Here is an 18,106-nt window from a genome sequence, read left to right as displayed (position 1 = left end):
GCGCCTCGCCCGCGCCTCGCCCTCGCCCCCGTCGCCGGCCGGCCGGCCGGCCCCCCGCGGCCGGGCCGGGCTACTGGCGCCGGGCCTTCGCCACGACGCTCTCCGGGAGATCCTCCCCGAAGACGCGCTGGTAATATTCGGCAATGAGGGGCCGTTCGGCCTCGTCGCAGCGGTTGAGGAAGGAGACACGGAAGGCGAAGCCGACATTGCCGAAGATCTCGGCGTTCTGCGCCCAGGTGATGACCGTGCGCGGGCTCATCACCGTCGAGATGTCGCCGGCGATGAAGCCGGCGCGCGTCATGTCGGCAACCTTCACCATGTTGGCGATGGTGCGCCGCCCCTCCGGCGTGTCCATGGCGGGCATCTTGGCAAGGACGATCTTCGCCTCGGTCTCGGGGGGAAGGTAGTTGAGCGTCACGACGATCGACCAGCGGTCCATCTGGCCCTGGTTGATCTGCTGGGTGCCGTGGTAGAGGCCGGAGGTGTCGCCGAGGCCGACGGTGTTGGCGGTGGCGAACAGGCGGAACCACTTGTGCGGGCGGATCACCCGGTTCTGGTCGAGGAGGGTGAGCTTTCCCTCCACCTCGAGGACCCGCTGGATCACGAACATCACGTCGGGCCGGCCGGCGTCATACTCGTCGAAGACGAGCGCGGTGGGCGTCTGGAGCGCCCAGGGCAGGAGACCCTCGCGGAACTCGGTCACCTGCTTGCCGTCGCGAAGCACGATCGCGTCCTTGCCGACGAGGTCGATGCGGCTGATGTGGGAGTCGAGGTTGATGCGGATGCAGGGCCAGTTGAGCCGGGCCGCCACCTGCTCGATGTGGGTGGACTTGCCGGTGCCGTGATAGCCCTGGATCATCACCCGCCGGTTGAAGGCGAAACCGGCGAGGATCGCCATCGTCGTTTCGGGGTCGAACACATAGGCCGGGTCGAGGTCGGGGACGCGCTCGTCGGCCTCGGAGAAGGCGGGCACCTTGAGGTCGAGATCGACTCCGAAGGTCTCGCGCGCATCGACGAACGTGTCGGGCGCATCGAGCCGGGTGCGGCCGTGGCGCTCGGTGTCGGCGGAGAGGTTGAGGACGGTCATGGCCCCCTGCCGCGTAGGCCCAAGCCTCCGGCCATGCAAGCGGCAGGGTGCCACCCTCGCGATTGCGCAAGGTCAAGGACTGCGGCGGCGCGCACCGCGAATCGTGCGACATGGAGTTTCTTCAGACCCACGAACTCGCCATCCTCCGCTGGCTCCACATCGTCGCCATGGTCTACTGGCTCGGCGGCGAATGGGGCGTGTTCCAGACCAGCTACAAGGTGGTGAACCCGCGCCTGCCGCTCGACGAGCGGCTGCGCCACATGGACACTGCCTACCGCATCGACATCATGGCCCGCACCGGCATCATCACCCTGCTGCCGCTGGGGTTGCACATGGGCCACATCTGGGGGCTCCAGCCGCTCGGCGGGCCGTGGCTCGTTCTCATGTGGATCCTCTGGGCGGCGTGGATGGCGCTCACCTGGAGCGCCTTCCTCGCCCGCGGCACGCCGCGCTTCAAGCCGCTCTCCGACCTCGAGGACTGGACGCGCTACCTCCTCATCCCGACGCTCCTCGTCGTCGCCGTCTCCTCGCTCTTGGGCCACGGGCCGCTCGCCGCCGGCGAGGGCGAGCGCTGGTATGCAGCCAAGATGCTGACCTACGCGCTCGCGCTCGTCATCGGTGTCATCCTGCGCCTCGTCATGCACGAATGGCAGAAGCTCTTCCCGAAGCTCGCCGAAGGGCCGAACCCCGCGCTCGAAGCGCAGCTCGGCCGCTCGATCGCGATCGGCCGCAGCGTCGCCTACCTCTACTGGGTCCTCATCCTGACGACGGCCTTTTTCGGTGCAGTCAAACCCTTCTAGGGTCGGCCGCGAAGGGAGTTCGTTCATGAAGCCTTTGATGCTGCTCGCCGCGCTTCTCGCACTTCCGGCCGCAGCCGAGACCCTTGTCATCCAGGCCGATCAGGTGCTCGCCGAGCCGGGCAAGGCCCCGCGCGGCCCCACCTCGATCGTCGTCGAGAACGGGCGCATCACTGCCCTGCTCGATGGCCGCCAGGCGCCCGCCGGCGCCCGGGTGCTCGATCTCGGCAGCCGCTTCGTCCTGCCGGGCCTCATCGACTCGCACGTCCATCTCGCGTCCGATGCCGGCGGCACCGCTGCCTTCGTCGAGGCGCTGACCGAATCGCCGGGCCATGCTGCGCTGCGCGCGCAGTGGAACGGCATGAAGACGCTCCACGCCGGCTTCACGACGGTCAGGAACCTCGGCGACCGCACGGGGGCCACGCTGGCGCTCAGGGACGCGATCAATGCCGGGTGGGTCAAGGGCCCGCGCATCGTCGATGCCGGCCGCGCCATCTCGGTCACCTCCGGCCACATGGACGCGACGCTCGCCATCGCCGAGCTGCTCCACGGCAGCATCCCGCAGGACAATCTCTGCAACTCGCCCGAACAGTGCCGCGAGGCGGTCCGCCGGCAGATCCGCCGCGGAGTCGACGTCATCAAGATCGCAACCACCGGCGGCGTCAACAGCCGGATCGGCGCCGGGCTCGAGCAGCAGATGTTCGAGGACGAGGCGCGGGCGGTGATGGAAACCGCCCGGCTGCACGGCAAGCGGGTCGCCGTCCACGCCCATGGCACCGGCGGCGTCAACCTGGCGCTCGCCCATGGCGCGGCCTCGATCGAGCATGGCACCATGCTCGATTCCCGCTCGCTCGAGCTGTTCCGGAAAGGCGGCGCCTTCTACGTGCCGACGCTCTCCACCGTGAACGGCTACCGCGAGCGGCTCGCTGCCGACCCCAATGCCTATCCGCCCGAAGTGCTCGAGAAGGTGAAGTGGCGAATCGCCATCACGGGGAAGAGCCTCGAGCAGGCGGTGCCGGCCGGTGTCAGGATCGCCTTCGGCACCGATGCCGGCGTCTCCAAGCACGGCCGCAACGCCGACGAATTCGAACTCATGGTCGCCCACGGCATGACGCCGGCGACCGCGATTGCGGCTGCAACCGTCAACGCCGCGGAACTGCTCGGGCTTGCGGGCGAGATCGGCGCGCTCCGCCCGGGCATGGCCGCCGACATCATCGCCGTCGACGGCGACCCGCTGGCCGACGTCAGGGCGCTGAAGCAGGTCCGCTTCGTGATGAAGGGGGGCGAGGTGATCCGGGCCGACTAGCCCGCCGCGCGGGCGGGCACCCGGCGGTGGACGGCCAGCGCCGCCAGCGCCACGAGGCCGTTCAGCACCCCCACCAGCACGAAGGGCGCGGCCGGCCCCACGGCATCGAAGGCCCAGCCGGCAACCACGCCAAGAACGAGGATGCCGACCGCGCCGGAGAAGTTGAAGAGGCCGATGACGGCGCCCCGCGCATCTGTAGGCGCTGACTTGCCGATGAGCGTCTGCGCGCCGAGCACCGCCGAGATCTGGCCGATGCCGAGCGCGGCGAAGAAGGGAATGGCGCCCGCGCCGAGCGGGTCGGAGACGAGCCCCATGCCGAGGTAGCCGGCCGCGCCGATCGCCATGGCAAGGGCCAGCATGAGAGCGCGCGGCAGGCGGTCGATGACGGCCAGCAGCGCGAGCGGCCAGACGAGCGCGGCCGACTGGGCGATGATGAAGGGAAGCCGCCCGGCCTCAAGCGCCTCGGCCGGAGCCATGCCGGCGGCGAGTGCCGCCTGCTTGCCCCAGGCCACCGTGAAGATGCCGACGATCGCAAGGTCGCCGCGGGCCACGAAGGCGGCGGCATAGCCGACCGCAATCTCGGGGCTCGCGCGGGCGGCGGCGAGGCCGCGGCGGAGCATCGCCGCGAGCGGCAGACGCTCCGTCGCGGCCGGGGCGCCCGGCTTCAGCCCCAGCCAGAGCAGGAGTGCCGTGACGAAGCAGGCAAGCGCGCCTGCCGCCCCGGTTGCGAGCGCGGCGTCGGCCCCGGCGAGGCCGCGGCCTGCGAACCAGGCGGGAAGGGCGCCAAGCGCAAGCGCCAGGAGAACCACCCCAAGCCCGTTCAGGATGCCGCCGATTGCCGCGAGCTTGCCCCGGTCGCGCTCGACGGCATAGTCGGCAAGGAGCGTGCCATACATGCCGGTCGCGGCACCGATCCCCAGCGCATAGAGCAGGCGGACGGCCGCGAAGGCCTCGAAGCTCCCGGCAAGCGGGAAGAGGAGATAGGCGGTCGCCATGGCGAGGAAGCCCGCGACGTAGACGATACGCCGGCCGTACCGGTCGGAGAGCGCGCCGAGCGGGCCATAGGCGAGGATCAGCACCAGCTCGTTGACGACGGTCAGCGTGCCGAGCGCCCGGCCCTGCCGGCCCTCGTCGAGCCCCAGCGTCTCGGTGAGGAGATAGGGGGTGAGCACGGCCATGCCGGTGACGAGCCCGATCGTCACGAACGCGGCGTAGAGGAGCGCCCAGCCGTTGGTGCGCGAGACGCCCGCCTCGAGCGTGACAGGGCCGAGCCGGGCGAGGCTCACGGGGCCGCTCCGGCGGTCTCGGCCCGGGGTGCGGGAGCCGGTTCGGCAGCTGCAGCGGGCGCCAGCGCACTCACCTTCCCGGTTGCCGGGAGCACGCGGAAGACCGCTTCGGCAAGCACCCGGCCCGCCTCCGCCTGGGCTGCGCCACCTGGCGTGCCGGCGAAGACGACCTCGGTGTTCCGCAGGCGGAAGCGCCGCAGCCAGGGCTGCTGCCAGTCGATGCCCTCCGGCGGGCCCATGAAGCGGCGGTAGCCGGCAAGGCCGTCGAACATGAGGAAGCTGTGGAGGAAGACGGTGTCGGTGTTCTCGGCGAGGAACTCGACTGGCACCGCGATCGCGAGCGAATCCCCCCGTGTGGCGGCCGCCTCGAACACCTCCCTGACCGAAAGCAGCCGGTCGGCCGGGTCCTCGGCCGAGTCGGCGAAGGCTTCCTGTGCGGCAACGGTCGTCACCCGCTGCCAGCCGCGGGCGAGGAGCGCCTGCTCGAGCGGGCCCCGCAGCAGCGCGACCGCCCGGTCGCTGTTCGCGACCCACGGGTCGCGCCGGCGCTGCGCGACGGGCAGGCCGTGGAGCGTGACGATGAGGGTGGCAGCCGCGTCGGGCGCGGGCGGTGGGGGCGCGACGCGGGCGAGGTGCGCGGCCCAGAAGTTGGCATAGGCTGGAAGATCGGCCATCTGCGGCGCGAAGACGAGGCGGGGGGCGGGCCTGCCGGTGCGCGCGGCCCAGCGGTCCACCTGGCGCTTGAGCTTGGGATAGGCCCCCCGATACTCCTCGAAGGCCGAATGGATGGGAAGCGCCGAGGCCACCACCAGCGTGTCGAGACCCTGGTCGAGGAGCGCTTCGAGCGCCCGCTCGCGGGCAAGGGGCGCGAAGGCATCGTAGACCACCGTGTCGACGACCTGCGGGTGCCGGGCGAGCTGGCCGCGGGCCGTCGCGATCATCGCGAGCGTCTGGTCCCGCTGCGGGAGATAGCCGCCGGGCAGCCGGGCGTAGTAGAGCGCGCGGGCCTTGAGCATCGCCCGCTGCGCCGTGTTCGAGGTGCCGCCGCGGCGGCCCCGGTAGAGGAAGGTGCCGATGTCGCCGGCAACCGAGGACGAGGGCGGCACCCACTCCACCATCCCGCGCCGGTGCTTCTCGACGAAGGGAATGCCGTCCCAGTCGACGGTGCGGCCGTCGAAGGCCATGAGAACCCGGGGCTCGAAGGGGGAGGTCGCGTCCGGCCGGGTCGGGTCGATGAGCGCGACGCCCCGGTCGCGCGCGGCCAGCAGGTTGACCGGCCAGGGCACGGCCACCTCGAGCAGCTTGGCGATGAAGTTCTCGGTGAACGCCGTCTCGAAGCCGGACGGCTGGAGGAGGGCGACCACGACGACGCCGGTCCGGCCCTTCGCCACCGTGCCGGCGGGCTGGGCGAGGACAGCGCGGTGGGCGTCCCAGTGGAAGGGCCAGCCGCGCGGCTGGTTCATGAGAAAGATGAGGAAGGCGACGAACCCGGCGCCGAGCAGGGCGCCAGAAATCCAGGCGAGGCGCCGGCGGCTACGGTCGAGGCCGGCGCGCTGGCGCTCGGGCGGCGGGCCGGCCCGCGTGCGTCCTCGAAGCTCGCGCAGCACGCGGGCGGCGCGTCAGTAGCGCCAGGCCGCGCGCACGCCGAAGGTGCGCGGGTTGGGCAGGTAGGCGAGGAAGCCGCGGCCGGGCGCGAAGCCCTCGGGCCGGCCGAAGTCGACGTTGCGCTGGGCGTTCTGGATCTTGTCGGTATCGAGCAGGTTGTCGACGAAGAAGACGAGGCTCAGGCGCTTCCAGTCCACCCCGGCGCGCAGCTCCATCAGCCACACCTCGGGCAGGAAGGCGAGGTTCGATTCGTCGGTGAAGCGCTTCGAGCGGTAGCGCCCGGCAAGGCCCAGGAACCAGCTGTCGTCGCTTGCGAAGAGCGAGGTGCGATACTCGCCCGAGAGGTTCAGGATGTGACGCGGACTCTTGCCCACCTGGTTTCCGGAGAAGTCGGCGCAGATGTTGCCCGCCTCGGCGCGGTTCTGGTCGGAGCTGGTCTGCCCGGCCGGCACGCCGCACTGCTGGAAGAGCGCAGCGGATGCCCCCGGCGGCGGCCCCTGGATGTAGGACTTGAAGTCGGAGTGGGTGAAGGCGTAGCCCACGTTGAACCGCAACCGCTCGGTTGCCCGCCACTCGATGTCGGCCTCCACCCCGTAGATCTCCACCTTGCCGGCGTTCACGATGCCCGCCGTCGTCACCACCTGTCCGGTCGGGGTCACGTTGGTGTTCTGCACGCCGATCTGCTGGTCGGTATAGTCGTTGAAGTAGGCGCTGGCGTTGAACACGATGCCGCGCTCGGGGAAGGCGGACTTCACCCCGAGCTCGTAGGCGGTGACGCGCTCGGGCCGGTAGCGCTGGCCTTCGAGCTCGACGATCTCGTTGGTGTTGAAGCCCCCCGGCTTGAAGCCCTTGGCCCAGGTGGCAAACAGGAGGAGGTCGCTCGCCGGCCGCCATTCGGCGGTGATCCGGGGCGTCAGCTTCTCGGACTTGAGCGTCGCCTCGCGCGGGCAGGCGGCCACCACGCCAGGCGGAGGGGTGCCGGCCGGGTTGGTCGGGCTGAAGGTGGCGCCGTTCGGGAACTGCGGCAGGCAGACAGGCCGGAGGTTCGAGAGGGTCACGTCCTGCGAGCGCCAGCCCGAGATCGTGTATGCGATGCGGTCGTAGTTCCAGCGGATGTCGCCCGAGAGCCGCAGCCGCTCGGTGACGTCGAGGCCGAGGCTCGCGAACGCGCCATAGTAGTTGGTGTCGCGGGTGTTGACGACCGGGAAGGCGAAGTCCGCCCGCGGCGCGGTGGCGAGGCGGAACGGCGGGCCGGCAAGGGGCGAATCGGGGTTCCGGAGCCAGAACTGCGCAGCGTTGACCAGCGACGACTTCTCCGAGAAGATCTGCGCGCCGAGGAGCACGTCGACCCGGCCGAAGCTCCGGAACAGGCGCAGCTCATGATCCCAGGCGCGGTTGGCGTAGGTCAGGTCCTGCAGCGCGGAGATGGCGAGCACGAGGCCCGGCGGAGCGCGGAAGTTGGCGTAGTCCCCGTCCTGGACGATGGTCGAATGGTTGTCGAGGTAGCCGAGCCGGTAGGAAAGCGTGCCCCAGTCGCTGTCCCAGGTCGCGTTGACCGAAACGAGATCCTGGCTGAAGCGAAGCCCGGCGAAGGGGCGGCCGGTGAAGGGGTCCGCAGAGAGCTGAAGGTCGGCCTCGGTTGCCCGAAGCTCGCCGACGAAGGTGCCCCGCGTGCACTGCGCCTGCGCCGGCGGCGGCAGCGTGCCGATGTTGTCGGGGCAGGGAATGGTGGCCGGCGCACCGGGTGCGGCCGAGTAGCGGGCGCCGGGCGCTGGCAGGCGCACGTTCGAGCCGATGAAGGCGGTCGCCATCTCGGGCGCCCGCTCCTCCGAGCGGGTCCAGCGCGCGACCACCTTGAGCTCCTCGACCGGCTGCACCCGCAGCGCAACCGTGACCCCTTCGGACTCGCCGCCGCCCACCTTCGCGCCCGTGACCGGGTTGGTGTAGAAGCCCTTGCGCTCGAGCCAGGCGCCGCCGGCCTGGACCGAGAGGCGCTCGCCGAGGATGGGCACGTCGACTCCGCCTTCGACCGCCTTCAGGCCGCCGCTTGCGAACTCGGTCGCGACCCGGGCGCGAAACTGGCTAGCGGGCTCGCGCGTCACGTAGTTGATGGCGCCGGCGAAGGCGTTGCGGCCGTAGAGCACGGCCTGGGGCCCGCGCACCACTTCCACCCGGGCGAGATCGAACAGGCGGACGTTGAGGCTGGCGCCGCCGCCGGCGATCGCGAGGTTCTCGCCCGAAAGGTCCTGGCCGTCGAGCAGCACCGCGACCGAGGGCCGCCCGCGCTCGGCCTGCATGCCCCGGAGCGCCGGGCGGGTGTCGTTCAGGAACCCGCCCATGTCGAAGGTGAGGCCGGCGACCAGCCGGGTGACGTCGGCCACGCTGCGCACCCCCTCGGTGAAGATGGCCGACTCGTCGAGCGCGGAGATGGCGAGCGGCACATCCTGGAGCGCCTCGGCGCGCTTGCGCGCGGTGACGATGATGTCGGCGAAGCCGGGGAGCGGCTGGGCCTCGGGCGCAGCCGACTCGGACGCCGACCCGGGTTCGGCGCGCGCCGGCCCCGCGAAGGCCAAGAGCCCTGCGCCCGCGAGCAGGGCCGCCACCGCCTGCCGCCCCGCACCCCGCGCTCCGTCCCGTTCCGTCATGTCTCGTCCCCTCTTGTCCCTTGTTCCTGTCCCTGCTCGCGTTCGCCCTGCTGCCCGCGCCGGACCGTGGCTGCCGCCCCTTCTCCTGCCGGACCCTGCCGGGTGGGGGCTTGAAAAGTTGACCGACCGGTCTATTTCTGCGCGCGACTCGATGCCGCGTCAAGGGGTATCGTGCAGGAGGGCCGGCTTCGCGGGCACCGCGGACGGCACGAGGTGGCGGAGGCGGATGAACAAGCCACTGGCAAGGCTGGCGAGCGACGCAGCGGAGCCCGCCGCCGGGCAGCCCACGGGGCGGCAGGCGGCCCGCCGGCTCGCGACCCGTGCGGCGATCCTCGACGGGTTCGAGCGCCTCCTCGAGCAGGGCGGCGTGGCCGCCCTCGGAGTGAATGCGCTCGTCAAGGAAGCCGGGGTCGGCAAGAAGCAGCTCTACGACCAGTTCGGCGGGCTGGCCGGCGTGGCCGGCGCCTGGGTGCGCGAGCGCACCGTCTGGCAGAGCCTCGAGAGCATCATCGGCGAGCCGTGGGAGGCGTTCCTTGCCCGTCCGCCCGCCGACAAGCTCATCCACGTCAACCGCTGCTACGCGGAAAGCCTGCGCCGCAACCCAAGGCTCTGCGAGCTGCTTGCCGGCGAGTTCCTGCGCTCGGCGGAAGTGAAGGACGCCGTCGAGCATGTCCGCCAGCTGGTGCGCGCGGACTTCGAGCGCGTCCTCGCGTCCGACCCGGCGCTCCGCCGCCCGGCGCTCGCGGCGCTCAACCTCGTCGCCTACGCGGTTGCAACCTACCTCGGCCTGCGCGCCCACCACCAGCCGAGCTTCTTCGGCTTCGACCTCTCGGCCGAGACTCCGTGGCTTGCCGTCATGGAAATGGTCGAGCGGGTTCTCGTTGCCGCCGGGCGGGCGAGCGAAGGTGACTGACCGGTCCCTTCTGCCGCTCGCCTCGGGCGACCTGGTGGTCACCGCCACCCGGCTCGAGGCCGGCGCCCGCTACCCGACCGGGCGCTCGGCGCTGCGCCTGCTCGGGCCCGACCTTGCCCTGAAGGCCGAATGCGAGACCGGCGGCACCGGGCTCGTCGCCGGCCTCGGGCTGCTTGCCGACGGCTCGCTCCTCGCGCTTGACCCGCAGGCCCGCCAGGTCGCGCGGTTCGGGGCCGACGGCCGGCGCCTGCCCGACCCCGACCTCGGCGGCCACCCCTTCGGCTCGGTCGTGGCGCTCCCCTCGGGTGAGCTGCTCCTGGGGGAGCATCTCTGCGGCGCCGCCGGTCCGTTCGCCGGGACCGGCCGGGTGCATCGCGTGACCTCGGGTTTCCGGCCGCTGCGCACCTACGCGACCGCGTGGAACGGCGGGGTGAGCGGCTTCCTCGGCGTGACCCACATGGCGCTCGCGCCCGACGGCGTGACGCTGTGGCACCTCTCCGAGACCGGCCCGCTCCTCTATGCCCATGACCTTGAGGAGGACCGCCGTCTCGGAGCCGTGTTCACCGCGACCGACCCGCCCGCGATGCTGTTCGGCCTGGCCGCCATTCCCGGCGGCGACCTCCTCGTCGCGAACGGGAGCGGGCTCCTCCGCCTGTCCGGGCCGCCGGATGCGCTCCGCCTTCTCGACCGCATTCCGCTGCCCGCTCCGGCCTCCGGCCGCCCGGGCTGGGCGAACGTTGTCCTCAGGCCCTCCGGCACGTCGGTGTTCGCCCTCGATTTCCTCGGCGGACGCCTGGCCGAGGTCGCGCTGGCCACGCACGAGGTCACGCGGCTTCTTGACCTCGGCCTCGGCTCCTCGCTCGCCTCGCTCGTGGAGGTTCCATGATCATCAACCAGTGGTATGTCGCAGCCGAATCCGCCGAGGTGACCCGGGCCGCGCCGCGCAAGGTCCGGATCTGCGGGCTGGACTTCGCGCTGTTCCGCGACGCCGAGGGCCGCGCCCACTGCGTCTCCGACGTCTGCGTCCACCGCGGCGCCTCGCTCGGCGAGGGCCGGGTCGAGAAGGGCTGCCTCGAGTGCCCCTACCATGGCTGGCTGTTCGACGGGGCGGGCAACGTCCGCCGGATCCCCTCCCTTCCCGCCGAGACCCCGATTCCGAAGCGCGCCCGGGTGGACAGCTACCCGGTGGTCGAACGCTACGGCTGGGTCTGGGTGTTCCTCGGCGACCTTCCCGAGGCCGAACGGCCGCCGCTCCCCGACTTCCCGGAGTATGACGACCACGCGAACTGGCGCACCATCCGCGGCGACTGGCACTGGAAGGCCAACTATGCCCGGATCGTCGAGAACGGGCTCGACTTCAGCCACGCCCCCTTCGTCCACCCGAGCTTCGGGGACCGCAACCGGGCCGAGATCCACGACTTCGAGGTGGAGCAGGACGAATGGTCCGCCCGGGCGAAGGTCACCTATATTCCGCCGCTGCCCAAGGGCATCTGGAAGCTGATGCGCAAGGAACGCACGCCCGTGCAGGCCCAGCCCGGCTTCCACCTTTCGGGTGCCACCATGCGGCTCGACGTCTGGCTCACCAGCAGCTGGCACATGGTCATCTTCGACGTGAACACCCCCGTCGACGAGACCACCACCGTGACCCGCTGGATCATGGCGCGGAACTTCTTCCGCTCCCCGCTGTTCGACGGCGATTCGCGCCGGCGGGTGCTCAGGATCTTCCAGCAGGACACGGTGATCGTCGAGAAGATCTGCCCCGAGATCGTGCCGACCGACCTGCGCGAGGAGCTCTCCGTCAAGTCCGACGGGCTCATGAACGCCTTCCGCCAGCGCCGGCGCGCGCTCATCGAGCGCGGCTGGGCGATCGACGTCGACACGCTGAAGCACCACATCGACGGCAAGCGCGCGCTCGTCATCCCCTCGCCGGCCCGGCGCGAGTCGCAGGGGCGGAACTTCGTGCTGAAGACGGTGCCGCTCATCCCGGCGAAGGCGCCCGCGGCGGCACCGCTTGCGACCGCGGCCGAGTGACGGATGGCGCCCGCATGACGGAGGTGCCTCGGGCGACGGGCAGCGGCCAGCTCCTGCCGCTCTTCCTTGTCGTCTTCGTGAGCCTCATGGGCTTCGGCGTGGTCCTCCCGGTCTTCCCCTTCTGGGGCCGGGCGCTGGGGGCCGAACCCGCGGTCATCACGCTCGCACTCGGCGCCTATTCGCTCGGCCAGTTCCTGGGCGCACCGCTCTGGGGCCGGCTTTCCGACCGGGTGGGGCGGCGCCCGGCGCTCCTCTTCTCGCTGGCCGGGGGCGTGGTCTCCTACGTCTGGATGGCGTTTGCGACCGACATCGTCGCCCTCGGCCTCGCCCGCCTCGCCGGCGGGCTCATGGCCGGCAACATCGCGGTCGCCTTCGCCTATGTGGGCGACGTGACGGACGAGGCGGCACGCCCCCGCGCGATGGGCCTGCTTGGCGCCGCCTTCGGCCTCGGCTTCATCTTCGGCCCCGCCGTCGGCGGCCTCGTGGCGGGCAATGCGCCTGCCGCCGCCGACTTCGCGCGCGTGGCCTGGGTGGCAGCCGGCATCACCGCGGCGGCCGTGCTCCTCGTGCTGCTGCGGCTGCCGGAGAGCCTTCGGCCCGGCGGGCGCGCCGGGCCTGGCGCAGCCGGTGCCGCCCCCTCGGCCCGCAACGTTCTGGCCGGCAAGCCCGCGGTTGCGGCGCTCATGCTGGTCGCGCTCCTCGTCATCGGCTCGGCCGCCATGATGGAGACCACCTTTGCGCTCTTCGCCGGCGACGTGCTCGCCTGGTCCCCGCGCGACGTGGGGCTCGCCTTCGGCTTCATCGGCACCATCTCGGCGGCGCTCCAGGGGGCGGGCGCTGCTCCGCTTGCCCGCCGCTTCGGGCCGCAGCGGGTGGCGCTCGGCGGCATCCTCCTCTATGCCATGGGCCTGTTCGGCATGGGGCTCGCCGGCGGCACGGTCGCCATGCTCGCTGCCCTCGCCGTCACTGCCTCCGGGGTCGGCGTGTTCAACCCCGCCTACCAGACGCTGGTTGCCGCCGTCACCGACGATGCCGACCGCGGCCTCGTCAACGGGCTGACGCAGGGGGCCTCGGCCATGGGGCGGATCCTGGGGCCCGCGGTCTCGGGCAGCTTCTACGAGGCGCTGGGGCCGGCAAGCCCCTTCCTCATCGGCGCGGCGCTCATGGCCGTGGCGCTCGTCGTCGCCGCGGGCGCCGGCAGGGCCATCCGCGCGGGACGCCCGGCATGATGCGCCGGCTCCTCCGCGGGGCAGGGCTCGCGCTTCTCGCCCTCCTCCTGCTGGCCGGCGGTCTCTGGCTCGCCAACCTCGCGTACATGGAGCGCTACATGCGCATGGCGGTCTCGCAGTTCCGCGGCGAGAGCCAGCGGGCCGACTGGTACGACCCCGTCGACCCCGTGCCCGGCGCCCCCTTCACCCCGCTTCCCGTCGCCACGACGCCGTCCGTCGCGCCCGCCTTCCTCGAAGAGGCGCGGCGCTACGCCGAGGAGACGAAGGCCGAGGGCTTCCTCGTCTGGCAGGGCGGCGCCCTCCAGCACGCGAGCTACTTCCGCGGCCACCGGCCGCAGGATCTCATCGCGTCGAAGTCGATGGCGAAGATGGTGGTGGGCATCCTCATCGGCCGGGCGATCGCGCTGGGCCATATCCGGAGCCTCGACCAGCCGGTCTCGGACTTCGTGACCGAGTGGAAGGGCACCGACAAGGAGGGCCCCACCATCCGCCACTTCCTGCAGAACTCGAGCGGGATCAGCAGGTTCAAGTACAACGACTTCGCGCCATGGTCGCTCACCATGCGCGAGTATCTCTCGCCCCACCACGAGCGGATCCTCCTCTACGAGACCCGCCGCGACTATGAGCCGGGCACCGAGTATGACTATTCGATGATCACGAGCGACGTGCTCGCGATCGTGATCGAGCGGGCGACGGGCAGGCGCTACGCCGACTTTCTCGGGGAGGAGCTGCTGAAGCCGATCGGCGCTGCCGGCGGCACCGTCTATGTGAACCGCCCCGGCGGCCTTGCGCATGCCGGCTGCTGCCTGATGCTGCCGGCCGAAAGCTTCGTCCGCCTCGGCATCCTGCTTGCGCACGACGGCGTCTGGGACGGCAAGCGGCTCCTGCCCGAGGGCTGGGTGGCCGAAACCGTGACCCCCTCGCCCGCCAACCCCCACTGGGGCCTTCACATGTGGATCGGCCGGCCCTGCGTCGAGCGGCTGCGCTGGTTCCCGGAGCGTTCGCAAAAGGTCGGCGTGCTCCACTCGGAATGCTATCTCGCCGACGATCTCTTCCTGTTCGACGGCTCGGGCAACCAGGCGATGTGGATCGTGCCAAGCCGCGATCTCGTCGTGCTTCGCTTCGGCCCGCCGCCCACCCGCCGGCCGGGCATGCCCGGCGAGTTCGACAACAGCCGGCTTCCCAACACCATCATCCGCGGGCTCGATGCCCGGGCGGCGGCCGCCGAGGCGGTCGGCGGGCGGGCGGGCTAGCGGCGAAGCGCCGCAAGCACGAGGTTGGGCAGCGCGCTGTCGTCCCAGTCGGGCGCGGCACGGCCGATGCGGACGATGGTGAGCCGCTCGGACGGGATGACGTAGACGCGCTGGCCGCCGGCGCCGTCGATGAAGACGACGTCGTCGCGGGCGAAGGGCTCGGCCGCCGGAACGGTGAGCGCGATGGTGGCGGAATAGCGGCGCACCGGCGCGTGGGGGCTGCCGCGCCAGAGCTGCAGGCCGAAATTGGGGTTGGTGGAGGCGGGTGCCGTCATCGCCTCCACGTGGGCGGCGGGCACGAGCTGGCGGCCCCTCACGCGCCCACGGGTGCGGATGAGCTCGCCCACGCGCACCCAGTCCATGGCACGGGCCTGGAGGCAGCAGAAATAGTGGGGCGAGCCGCCTTCGCGGTCGAGGAAAAGGCTGGCGTCGGCGGCATCCAGCGGCTTCCAGATGCGGCGCGAGAGGAAGTCGGCAAAGCGCTCGGGCGCGACGGCGGCCGCCAGCGCCTCGCCGGCGAGCTGGCTGTCATAGTTGGAATAGGCGAAGCGGGTGCCGGGCGGCGCGTCCTGCGGCACGCCGAGCGCAACCGCGCGGATGTCGGGCGCGAACATGATCCTGAGCGTCGGCGAGGCCGGCGAGGGCGGCCCCGGCGGCTGCGGCGGGAAGGCAAGCCCCGACTCCATGGCGAGCAGTCGGCGGATGGGGATCTGCCCGCGGGGGTCCTCGCGCCACTCCGGCAGGTGCCGGCCGACGGGATCGTCGAGGCCGATCCGCCCCTCGGCGACTGCCGGGCCATAGGCGAGCGCCATCACCGCCTTCATCATCGAGGCGGTCGAGAAGCGCGAGTCGCGGCCGAAGCCGTTCCAGTAGCGCTCGAGCACGAGGCGGCCGTCGCGGGCGACGAGGAGGGCATGGCTCTGCCGCGCCTCTGCCCAGAGCGCCGCCTTCTCGAGCGCCGCAGGGTCGAAGCCGGCGCGCTCGGGCCCCCGGGCCGGAAGCGGCCGGCCGCTGCCGCCCCTGACCGTCTCGGCGGGCACATAGGCCTCGACCGCCTCCACCCCGCGCTCGAGCGGAAGCGCCCTCGCCCGGGCCATGATGATGGCGGCTTCGTCGGCGGGCGCCTGGCCTGCAGCCGGCGGGTGAGCCAGAAGACCCGCGGCGGCGAGGAGCGCCGCCCACGCCCTCATGCGCCGGTCTCGGGCGCGAGCGTCTCGACGATGGCGCGGGCCAGCGCGTCGCGCTCGGCGGCAAGCCGGGCTGCCAGCGCTGCGTCGGGCTGGAAGTCGGCGATTGCCTGGGAGACGGGAATGTCGCGCGCCTCGAGCACGGCTTCGAGCACCATCAGCCGGTCGCGCGTGACCCAGAGCTCGCGTGCGAGCGCAAGCAGCGCCTTGCCCAGATGGTCGAGCTGGCCCGGGTGGAGCGACGCGCCGGCGCTTGCCGCGCGGCTCGCAGCAGCAGCGTCGGTCATGCCGCCGGCCGGGTGCCCATCGTGACCCAGGGGTAGGGGGCGCCGCCCGGGCCGCCCTCGACGACGTCGACGAAGCCGGCGGCGCGCGCGGCCTCGGCATTGTCGAGGGTGGCGGCCTCGCGCCACCAGGGCTCGCCGCCGCGCTGCGCCAGCCAGTCGGCGCGCCAGGACCCCATCCGCCCGAGTACGCGATAGGGCGTGACGTCGGCCATCAGCACCTGCCCGCCGGGCCGCAGCAGGCGGAAGGCCTCGCGCCAGACGGCGCGGGTGGCATCGGCCGGAAGCTCGTGGAGAAGGATGTAGGAGGTGACGAGATCGAAGCTCCGGTCGGGAAGGCCGGTCGCCTCGGCTGCGGCCTGGCGCAGGTCCCAGGCCCAGCCGTTCTCGTTGGCCACGCGCAGCGCCTGCCGCAGCATGGGAAGCGAGAGTTCGATGCCCGTGATCCGGGCGGTCGGGAAGGTGCGCTGGAGGGCGACGGTGTAATGGCCCGAGGAGGTGCCGAGCTCGCAGATGTCGGCATAGTCGGCGCGCGGCAGAAGCGCGAGCACGCTTGCGCGCTGGGCGAAGATGTCGCCGGGGAAGGTCTTCGCCACATAGTGGCGGTGGATGAGCTCGCCGTGGATGAAGCCCATCTCGGGGTGGCCGTTCCAGCCGCCGGTCGTGCGGTGGAACCACACGCCGTCCCAGTAGGCCGGCGGCACGAGATCCGGATCGGGCCGGAGGGTCGCGGGGCCCGCCGCCTCGAGCCGGGCAAGCTCGGGCGCAAGAAGGTCGGCCGATTCGGCAAAGGCCGCAGCCGCCGCGCGGCCATGGGCGACGCTTGCGAAGTCGCCGATGAGCGCTGCGGTTGCGAAGGCGTCCGAACCGGCAAGCGCGTCGGCCACCATGGCGTGGGCGGAGTCGAGATCGTCCGGCAGCGTCTCCTCGGTGACGCCGGCGGCGGCAAGCTCGGCCTGCCAGCGCGGCCCGAGCGGCCGGGTGGCCTGCGCAAGGCTCACGAGGAACTCCATCTCCGCCCTGCCTCGCTGGCGCAGCACGAACTCCATCAGCCCTCCTTCGCGGCCGCTTCGAGGGCCGCCTCGTCGATCCGGTAAAAGAGAAGCGGGACCGTGCTTGCCGCATAGAGGAGCGCGGGCAGGAGCGCAGCCCCGAGATAGACTCCGGCGATCGCCACCTCCCCCTGCGCCACGCCGGCGCGCGCCGCCTGCGGATCGAAGCCGAAGCCGGAGAGGATGAGCCCGACGAGAAGCGGCCCCAGCGCCATGCTCGCCTTCTCGACCAGGCTGTAGGCGCCGGCGTAGAGGCCCTCGCGGCGGATGCCGGACCGCCGGCAGTCCCAGTCGATCGCATCCGGCAGGAGCGACTGGCCCATGAGAAGCACCCCGCCCGTCAGCACGCCGCCGGCCACGCCGCGCAGGTGGAGGAGGAGCGCCGGCTCCCCGGGCACGGCGAGAAGGAAGGAGAGCTTGACGAGCGCGTAGCCGAGGCAGGCGAGGATGAAGAGCGTCTTCTTGGGCCAGCGCCGGCCGAGCCCGACCCAGACCGGCATCGAGGCCAGCATCGCAACCGTGGTAAGGCCCACGTAGATCCCGACCACGCCCTCGCTCGCCTTCAGCACCTGCACCATGAAGAAGAGGATCGAGGCCTGCATGGCCGCCAGGCCCACGAGCTGGAGCACCTTGGCGGCCAGGAGCAGCAGGAACGGGCGGTTCGCGAGCACCACGGCAAGCCCGCCGCCGTCCTGGCCGGGAACGGGCGCCGTCGCGCGGGCGTTGCGCGAGCCGACGAAGGCCGCGCCCATGGCGAGGAACACGATCGCGCCGAGACCGGCGCCGGTCAGCGCCCAGGCGGCCCGGTCACCGCCGAGGGCGGCTGCGACCTTCGGCGCGAAGCCGACGAGCGCGCTCCCCAGCGCGACGAAGGCCACGCGGAAGGAGAGAAGCGCCGTCCGCTCCTTGGGCGAGGCGGTCATCTCCGCCGGCATGGCGAGATAGGGCACGTTGAAGAGCGTGTAGCCGAGCGCGAGCAGCAGGAGCCCGCCCACCATCCACGCGGCCTCGACCGCGCCGTCGAGCGGGAGAGGCGCGAAAAGCAGCAGGAAGGCGGCCGCCGAGACGACCGCCCCGGCAAGCAGGAAGGGCCGGCGACGGCCCCATCGGCTGGCGAACCGGTCCGAGACGCGGCCCATCCACGGCGCGATGACCGCGTCGAACAGCTTGGCGCCGAACAGAAGCGCCCCTGCGAGCGCCGGCGCCATGCCGAGCAGGCCGGTCATGTAGAACAGGAGAAGGAGCGAGGTGGTGGAAAGGATGGTGACGGTGCCGATCGAGCCCGTCGCCCAGCCGAGGCGGACGCCAAGCGGGATCCGCTGGTCGTCGGGCGCGACGCCTGCCCGAGGAGCGGCCGCATCGAGGAGCGGAGCGGAGGCCGTGGCCATGCCCAACCGATGCCCGCCTTCCCCCGGATTTCGCGCCTGCACC

General features: G+C 72.0%; 15 protein-coding genes. 7 read left to right on the top strand and 8 right to left on the bottom strand.

Annotated elements, in window-relative coordinates; translation table 11 throughout:
- Positions 1-70: 70 nt before the first annotated feature.
- Positions 71-1,087, bottom strand: coding sequence for a cobaltochelatase subunit CobS (gene cobS / locus H3H34_RS01085; protein WP_194743426.1), 1,017 nt, complete (start codon positions 1,085-1,087; stop codon positions 71-73).
- A 110-nt stretch (positions 1,088-1,197) separates the two neighbouring features.
- Here cobS and H3H34_RS01080 point away from each other — a divergent pair, with 110 nt between their 5' ends.
- A complete protein-coding gene (locus tag H3H34_RS01080) occupies positions 1,198-1,887 on the top strand; it encodes a hypothetical protein (protein ID WP_194743425.1) in 690 nt (229 codons plus the stop codon).
- A 25-nt stretch (positions 1,888-1,912) separates the two neighbouring features.
- Entirely contained in the window at positions 1,913-3,190 is a 1,278-nt protein-coding gene (locus H3H34_RS01075) for a metal-dependent hydrolase family protein (RefSeq protein WP_194743424.1), read from the top strand.
- Here the strand turns inward: H3H34_RS01075 and H3H34_RS01070 are convergent.
- Genes H3H34_RS01070 through H3H34_RS01060 form a run of 3 tightly spaced genes read right to left on the bottom strand, consistent with a single transcriptional unit; the run spans position 3,187 to position 8,726 of the window.
- Positions 3,187-4,476 carry an MFS transporter gene (locus H3H34_RS01070; RefSeq protein ID WP_194743423.1) on the bottom strand — a complete coding sequence of 430 codons (1,290 nt, stop codon included), beginning with the start codon at positions 4,474-4,476 and terminating at the stop codon, positions 3,187-3,189. The genes H3H34_RS01075 and H3H34_RS01070 overlap by 4 nt on opposite strands.
- Positions 4,473-6,083 carry a ferrochelatase gene (locus H3H34_RS01065; RefSeq protein WP_194743422.1) on the bottom strand — a complete coding sequence of 537 codons (1,611 nt, stop codon included), beginning with the start codon at positions 6,081-6,083 and terminating at the stop codon, positions 4,473-4,475. Before H3H34_RS01065 ends, H3H34_RS01070 begins: the two co-directional genes overlap by 4 nt.
- A 12-nt stretch (positions 6,084-6,095) precedes the next feature.
- The gene (locus H3H34_RS01060; RefSeq protein WP_194743421.1) at positions 6,096-8,726 is read right to left on the bottom strand and encodes a TonB-dependent receptor; all 2,631 of its coding nucleotides are present in this window, start codon (positions 8,724-8,726) and stop codon (positions 6,096-6,098) included.
- A gap of 226 nt (positions 8,727-8,952) precedes the next feature.
- Between H3H34_RS01060 and H3H34_RS01055 the strand changes: the two genes are divergently transcribed.
- The 5 genes from H3H34_RS01055 to H3H34_RS01035 are packed head-to-tail and all read left to right on the top strand — an operon-like array spanning position 8,953 to position 14,152.
- Positions 8,953-9,639, top strand: coding sequence for a TetR/AcrR family transcriptional regulator (locus H3H34_RS01055; RefSeq protein ID WP_194743420.1), 687 nt, complete (start codon positions 8,953-8,955; stop codon positions 9,637-9,639).
- Positions 9,632-10,525, top strand: a complete 894-nt coding sequence (locus H3H34_RS01050; protein ID WP_194743419.1) for an SMP-30/gluconolactonase/LRE family protein — start codon at positions 9,632-9,634, stop codon at positions 10,523-10,525. The genes H3H34_RS01055 and H3H34_RS01050 overlap by 8 nt, the downstream gene beginning before the upstream one ends.
- Positions 10,522-11,670 (top strand): aromatic ring-hydroxylating dioxygenase subunit alpha, encoded by a 1,149-nt coding sequence (locus H3H34_RS01045; protein WP_194743418.1) that lies wholly within the window; start codon positions 10,522-10,524, stop codon positions 11,668-11,670. The genes H3H34_RS01050 and H3H34_RS01045 overlap by 4 nt, the downstream gene beginning before the upstream one ends.
- Positions 11,671-11,684: 14 nt before the next feature.
- On the top strand, positions 11,685-12,899 hold the full coding sequence (locus H3H34_RS01040; RefSeq protein ID WP_194743417.1) for an MFS transporter: 1,215 nt from the start codon (positions 11,685-11,687) through the stop codon (positions 12,897-12,899).
- Positions 12,896-14,152, top strand: a complete 1,257-nt coding sequence (locus tag H3H34_RS01035) for a serine hydrolase domain-containing protein (protein WP_194743416.1) — start codon at positions 12,896-12,898, stop codon at positions 14,150-14,152. Before H3H34_RS01040 ends, H3H34_RS01035 begins: the two co-directional genes overlap by 4 nt.
- Here H3H34_RS01035 and H3H34_RS01030 read toward each other — a convergent pair.
- The 4 genes from H3H34_RS01030 to H3H34_RS01015 are packed head-to-tail and all read right to left on the bottom strand — an operon-like array spanning position 14,149 to position 18,063.
- Positions 14,149-15,342 (bottom strand): serine hydrolase domain-containing protein, encoded by a 1,194-nt coding sequence (locus H3H34_RS01030; RefSeq protein ID WP_194743415.1) that lies wholly within the window; start codon positions 15,340-15,342, stop codon positions 14,149-14,151. The genes H3H34_RS01035 and H3H34_RS01030 overlap by 4 nt on opposite strands.
- A complete protein-coding gene (locus tag H3H34_RS01025) occupies positions 15,339-15,626 on the bottom strand; it encodes a hypothetical protein (RefSeq protein WP_194743414.1) in 288 nt (95 codons plus the stop codon). Before H3H34_RS01025 ends, H3H34_RS01030 begins: the two co-directional genes overlap by 4 nt.
- Complete coding sequence (locus H3H34_RS01020) at positions 15,623-16,672, bottom strand: class I SAM-dependent methyltransferase (RefSeq protein WP_194743413.1); 1,050 nt, start codon at positions 16,670-16,672, stop codon at positions 15,623-15,625. The genes H3H34_RS01025 and H3H34_RS01020 overlap by 4 nt, the downstream gene beginning before the upstream one ends.
- Positions 16,672-18,063 (bottom strand): MFS transporter, encoded by a 1,392-nt coding sequence (locus H3H34_RS01015; RefSeq protein WP_194743412.1) that lies wholly within the window; start codon positions 18,061-18,063, stop codon positions 16,672-16,674. The genes H3H34_RS01020 and H3H34_RS01015 overlap by 1 nt, the downstream gene beginning before the upstream one ends.
- Between the last annotated feature and the right edge of the window lie 43 nt (positions 18,064-18,106).

It is taken from the genome of Thermaurantiacus tibetensis (assembly GCF_015354055.1).
In the GTDB taxonomy this organism is placed as follows: Bacteria; Pseudomonadota; Alphaproteobacteria; order Sphingomonadales; family Sphingomonadaceae; genus Thermaurantiacus; species Thermaurantiacus tibetensis.
Note: the sequence above shows the minus strand (reverse complement) of the source record. Positions and strands in the feature narration are given on the sequence as shown.

Bases quoted from the DNA above. Each gene is read 5' to 3' on its own strand.
- cobS (WP_194743426.1), bottom strand. From the start codon at position 1,087: ATGACCGTCCTCAACCTCTCCGCCGACACCGAGCGCCACGGCCGCACC.
- H3H34_RS01080 (WP_194743425.1), top strand. From the start codon at position 1,198: ATGGAGTTTCTTCAGACCCACGAACTCGCCATCCTCCGCTGGCTCCAC.
- H3H34_RS01075 (WP_194743424.1), top strand. From the start codon at position 1,913: ATGAAGCCTTTGATGCTGCTCGCCGCGCTTCTCGCACTTCCGGCCGCA.
- H3H34_RS01060 (WP_194743421.1), bottom strand. From the start codon at position 8,726: ATGACGGAACGGGACGGAGCGCGGGGTGCGGGGCGGCAGGCGGTGGCG.
- H3H34_RS01055 (WP_194743420.1), top strand. From the start codon at position 8,953: ATGAACAAGCCACTGGCAAGGCTGGCGAGCGACGCAGCGGAGCCCGCC.
- H3H34_RS01045 (WP_194743418.1), top strand. From the start codon at position 10,522: ATGATCATCAACCAGTGGTATGTCGCAGCCGAATCCGCCGAGGTGACC.
- H3H34_RS01040 (WP_194743417.1), top strand. From the start codon at position 11,685: ATGACGGAGGTGCCTCGGGCGACGGGCAGCGGCCAGCTCCTGCCGCTC.
- H3H34_RS01035 (WP_194743416.1), top strand. From the start codon at position 12,896: ATGATGCGCCGGCTCCTCCGCGGGGCAGGGCTCGCGCTTCTCGCCCTC.
- H3H34_RS01030 (WP_194743415.1), bottom strand. From the start codon at position 15,342: ATGAGGGCGTGGGCGGCGCTCCTCGCCGCCGCGGGTCTTCTGGCTCAC.
- H3H34_RS01025 (WP_194743414.1), bottom strand. From the start codon at position 15,626: ATGACCGACGCTGCTGCTGCGAGCCGCGCGGCAAGCGCCGGCGCGTCG.
- H3H34_RS01020 (WP_194743413.1), bottom strand. From the start codon at position 16,672: ATGGAGTTCGTGCTGCGCCAGCGAGGCAGGGCGGAGATGGAGTTCCTC.
- H3H34_RS01015 (WP_194743412.1), bottom strand. From the start codon at position 18,063: ATGGCCACGGCCTCCGCTCCGCTCCTCGATGCGGCCGCTCCTCGGGCA.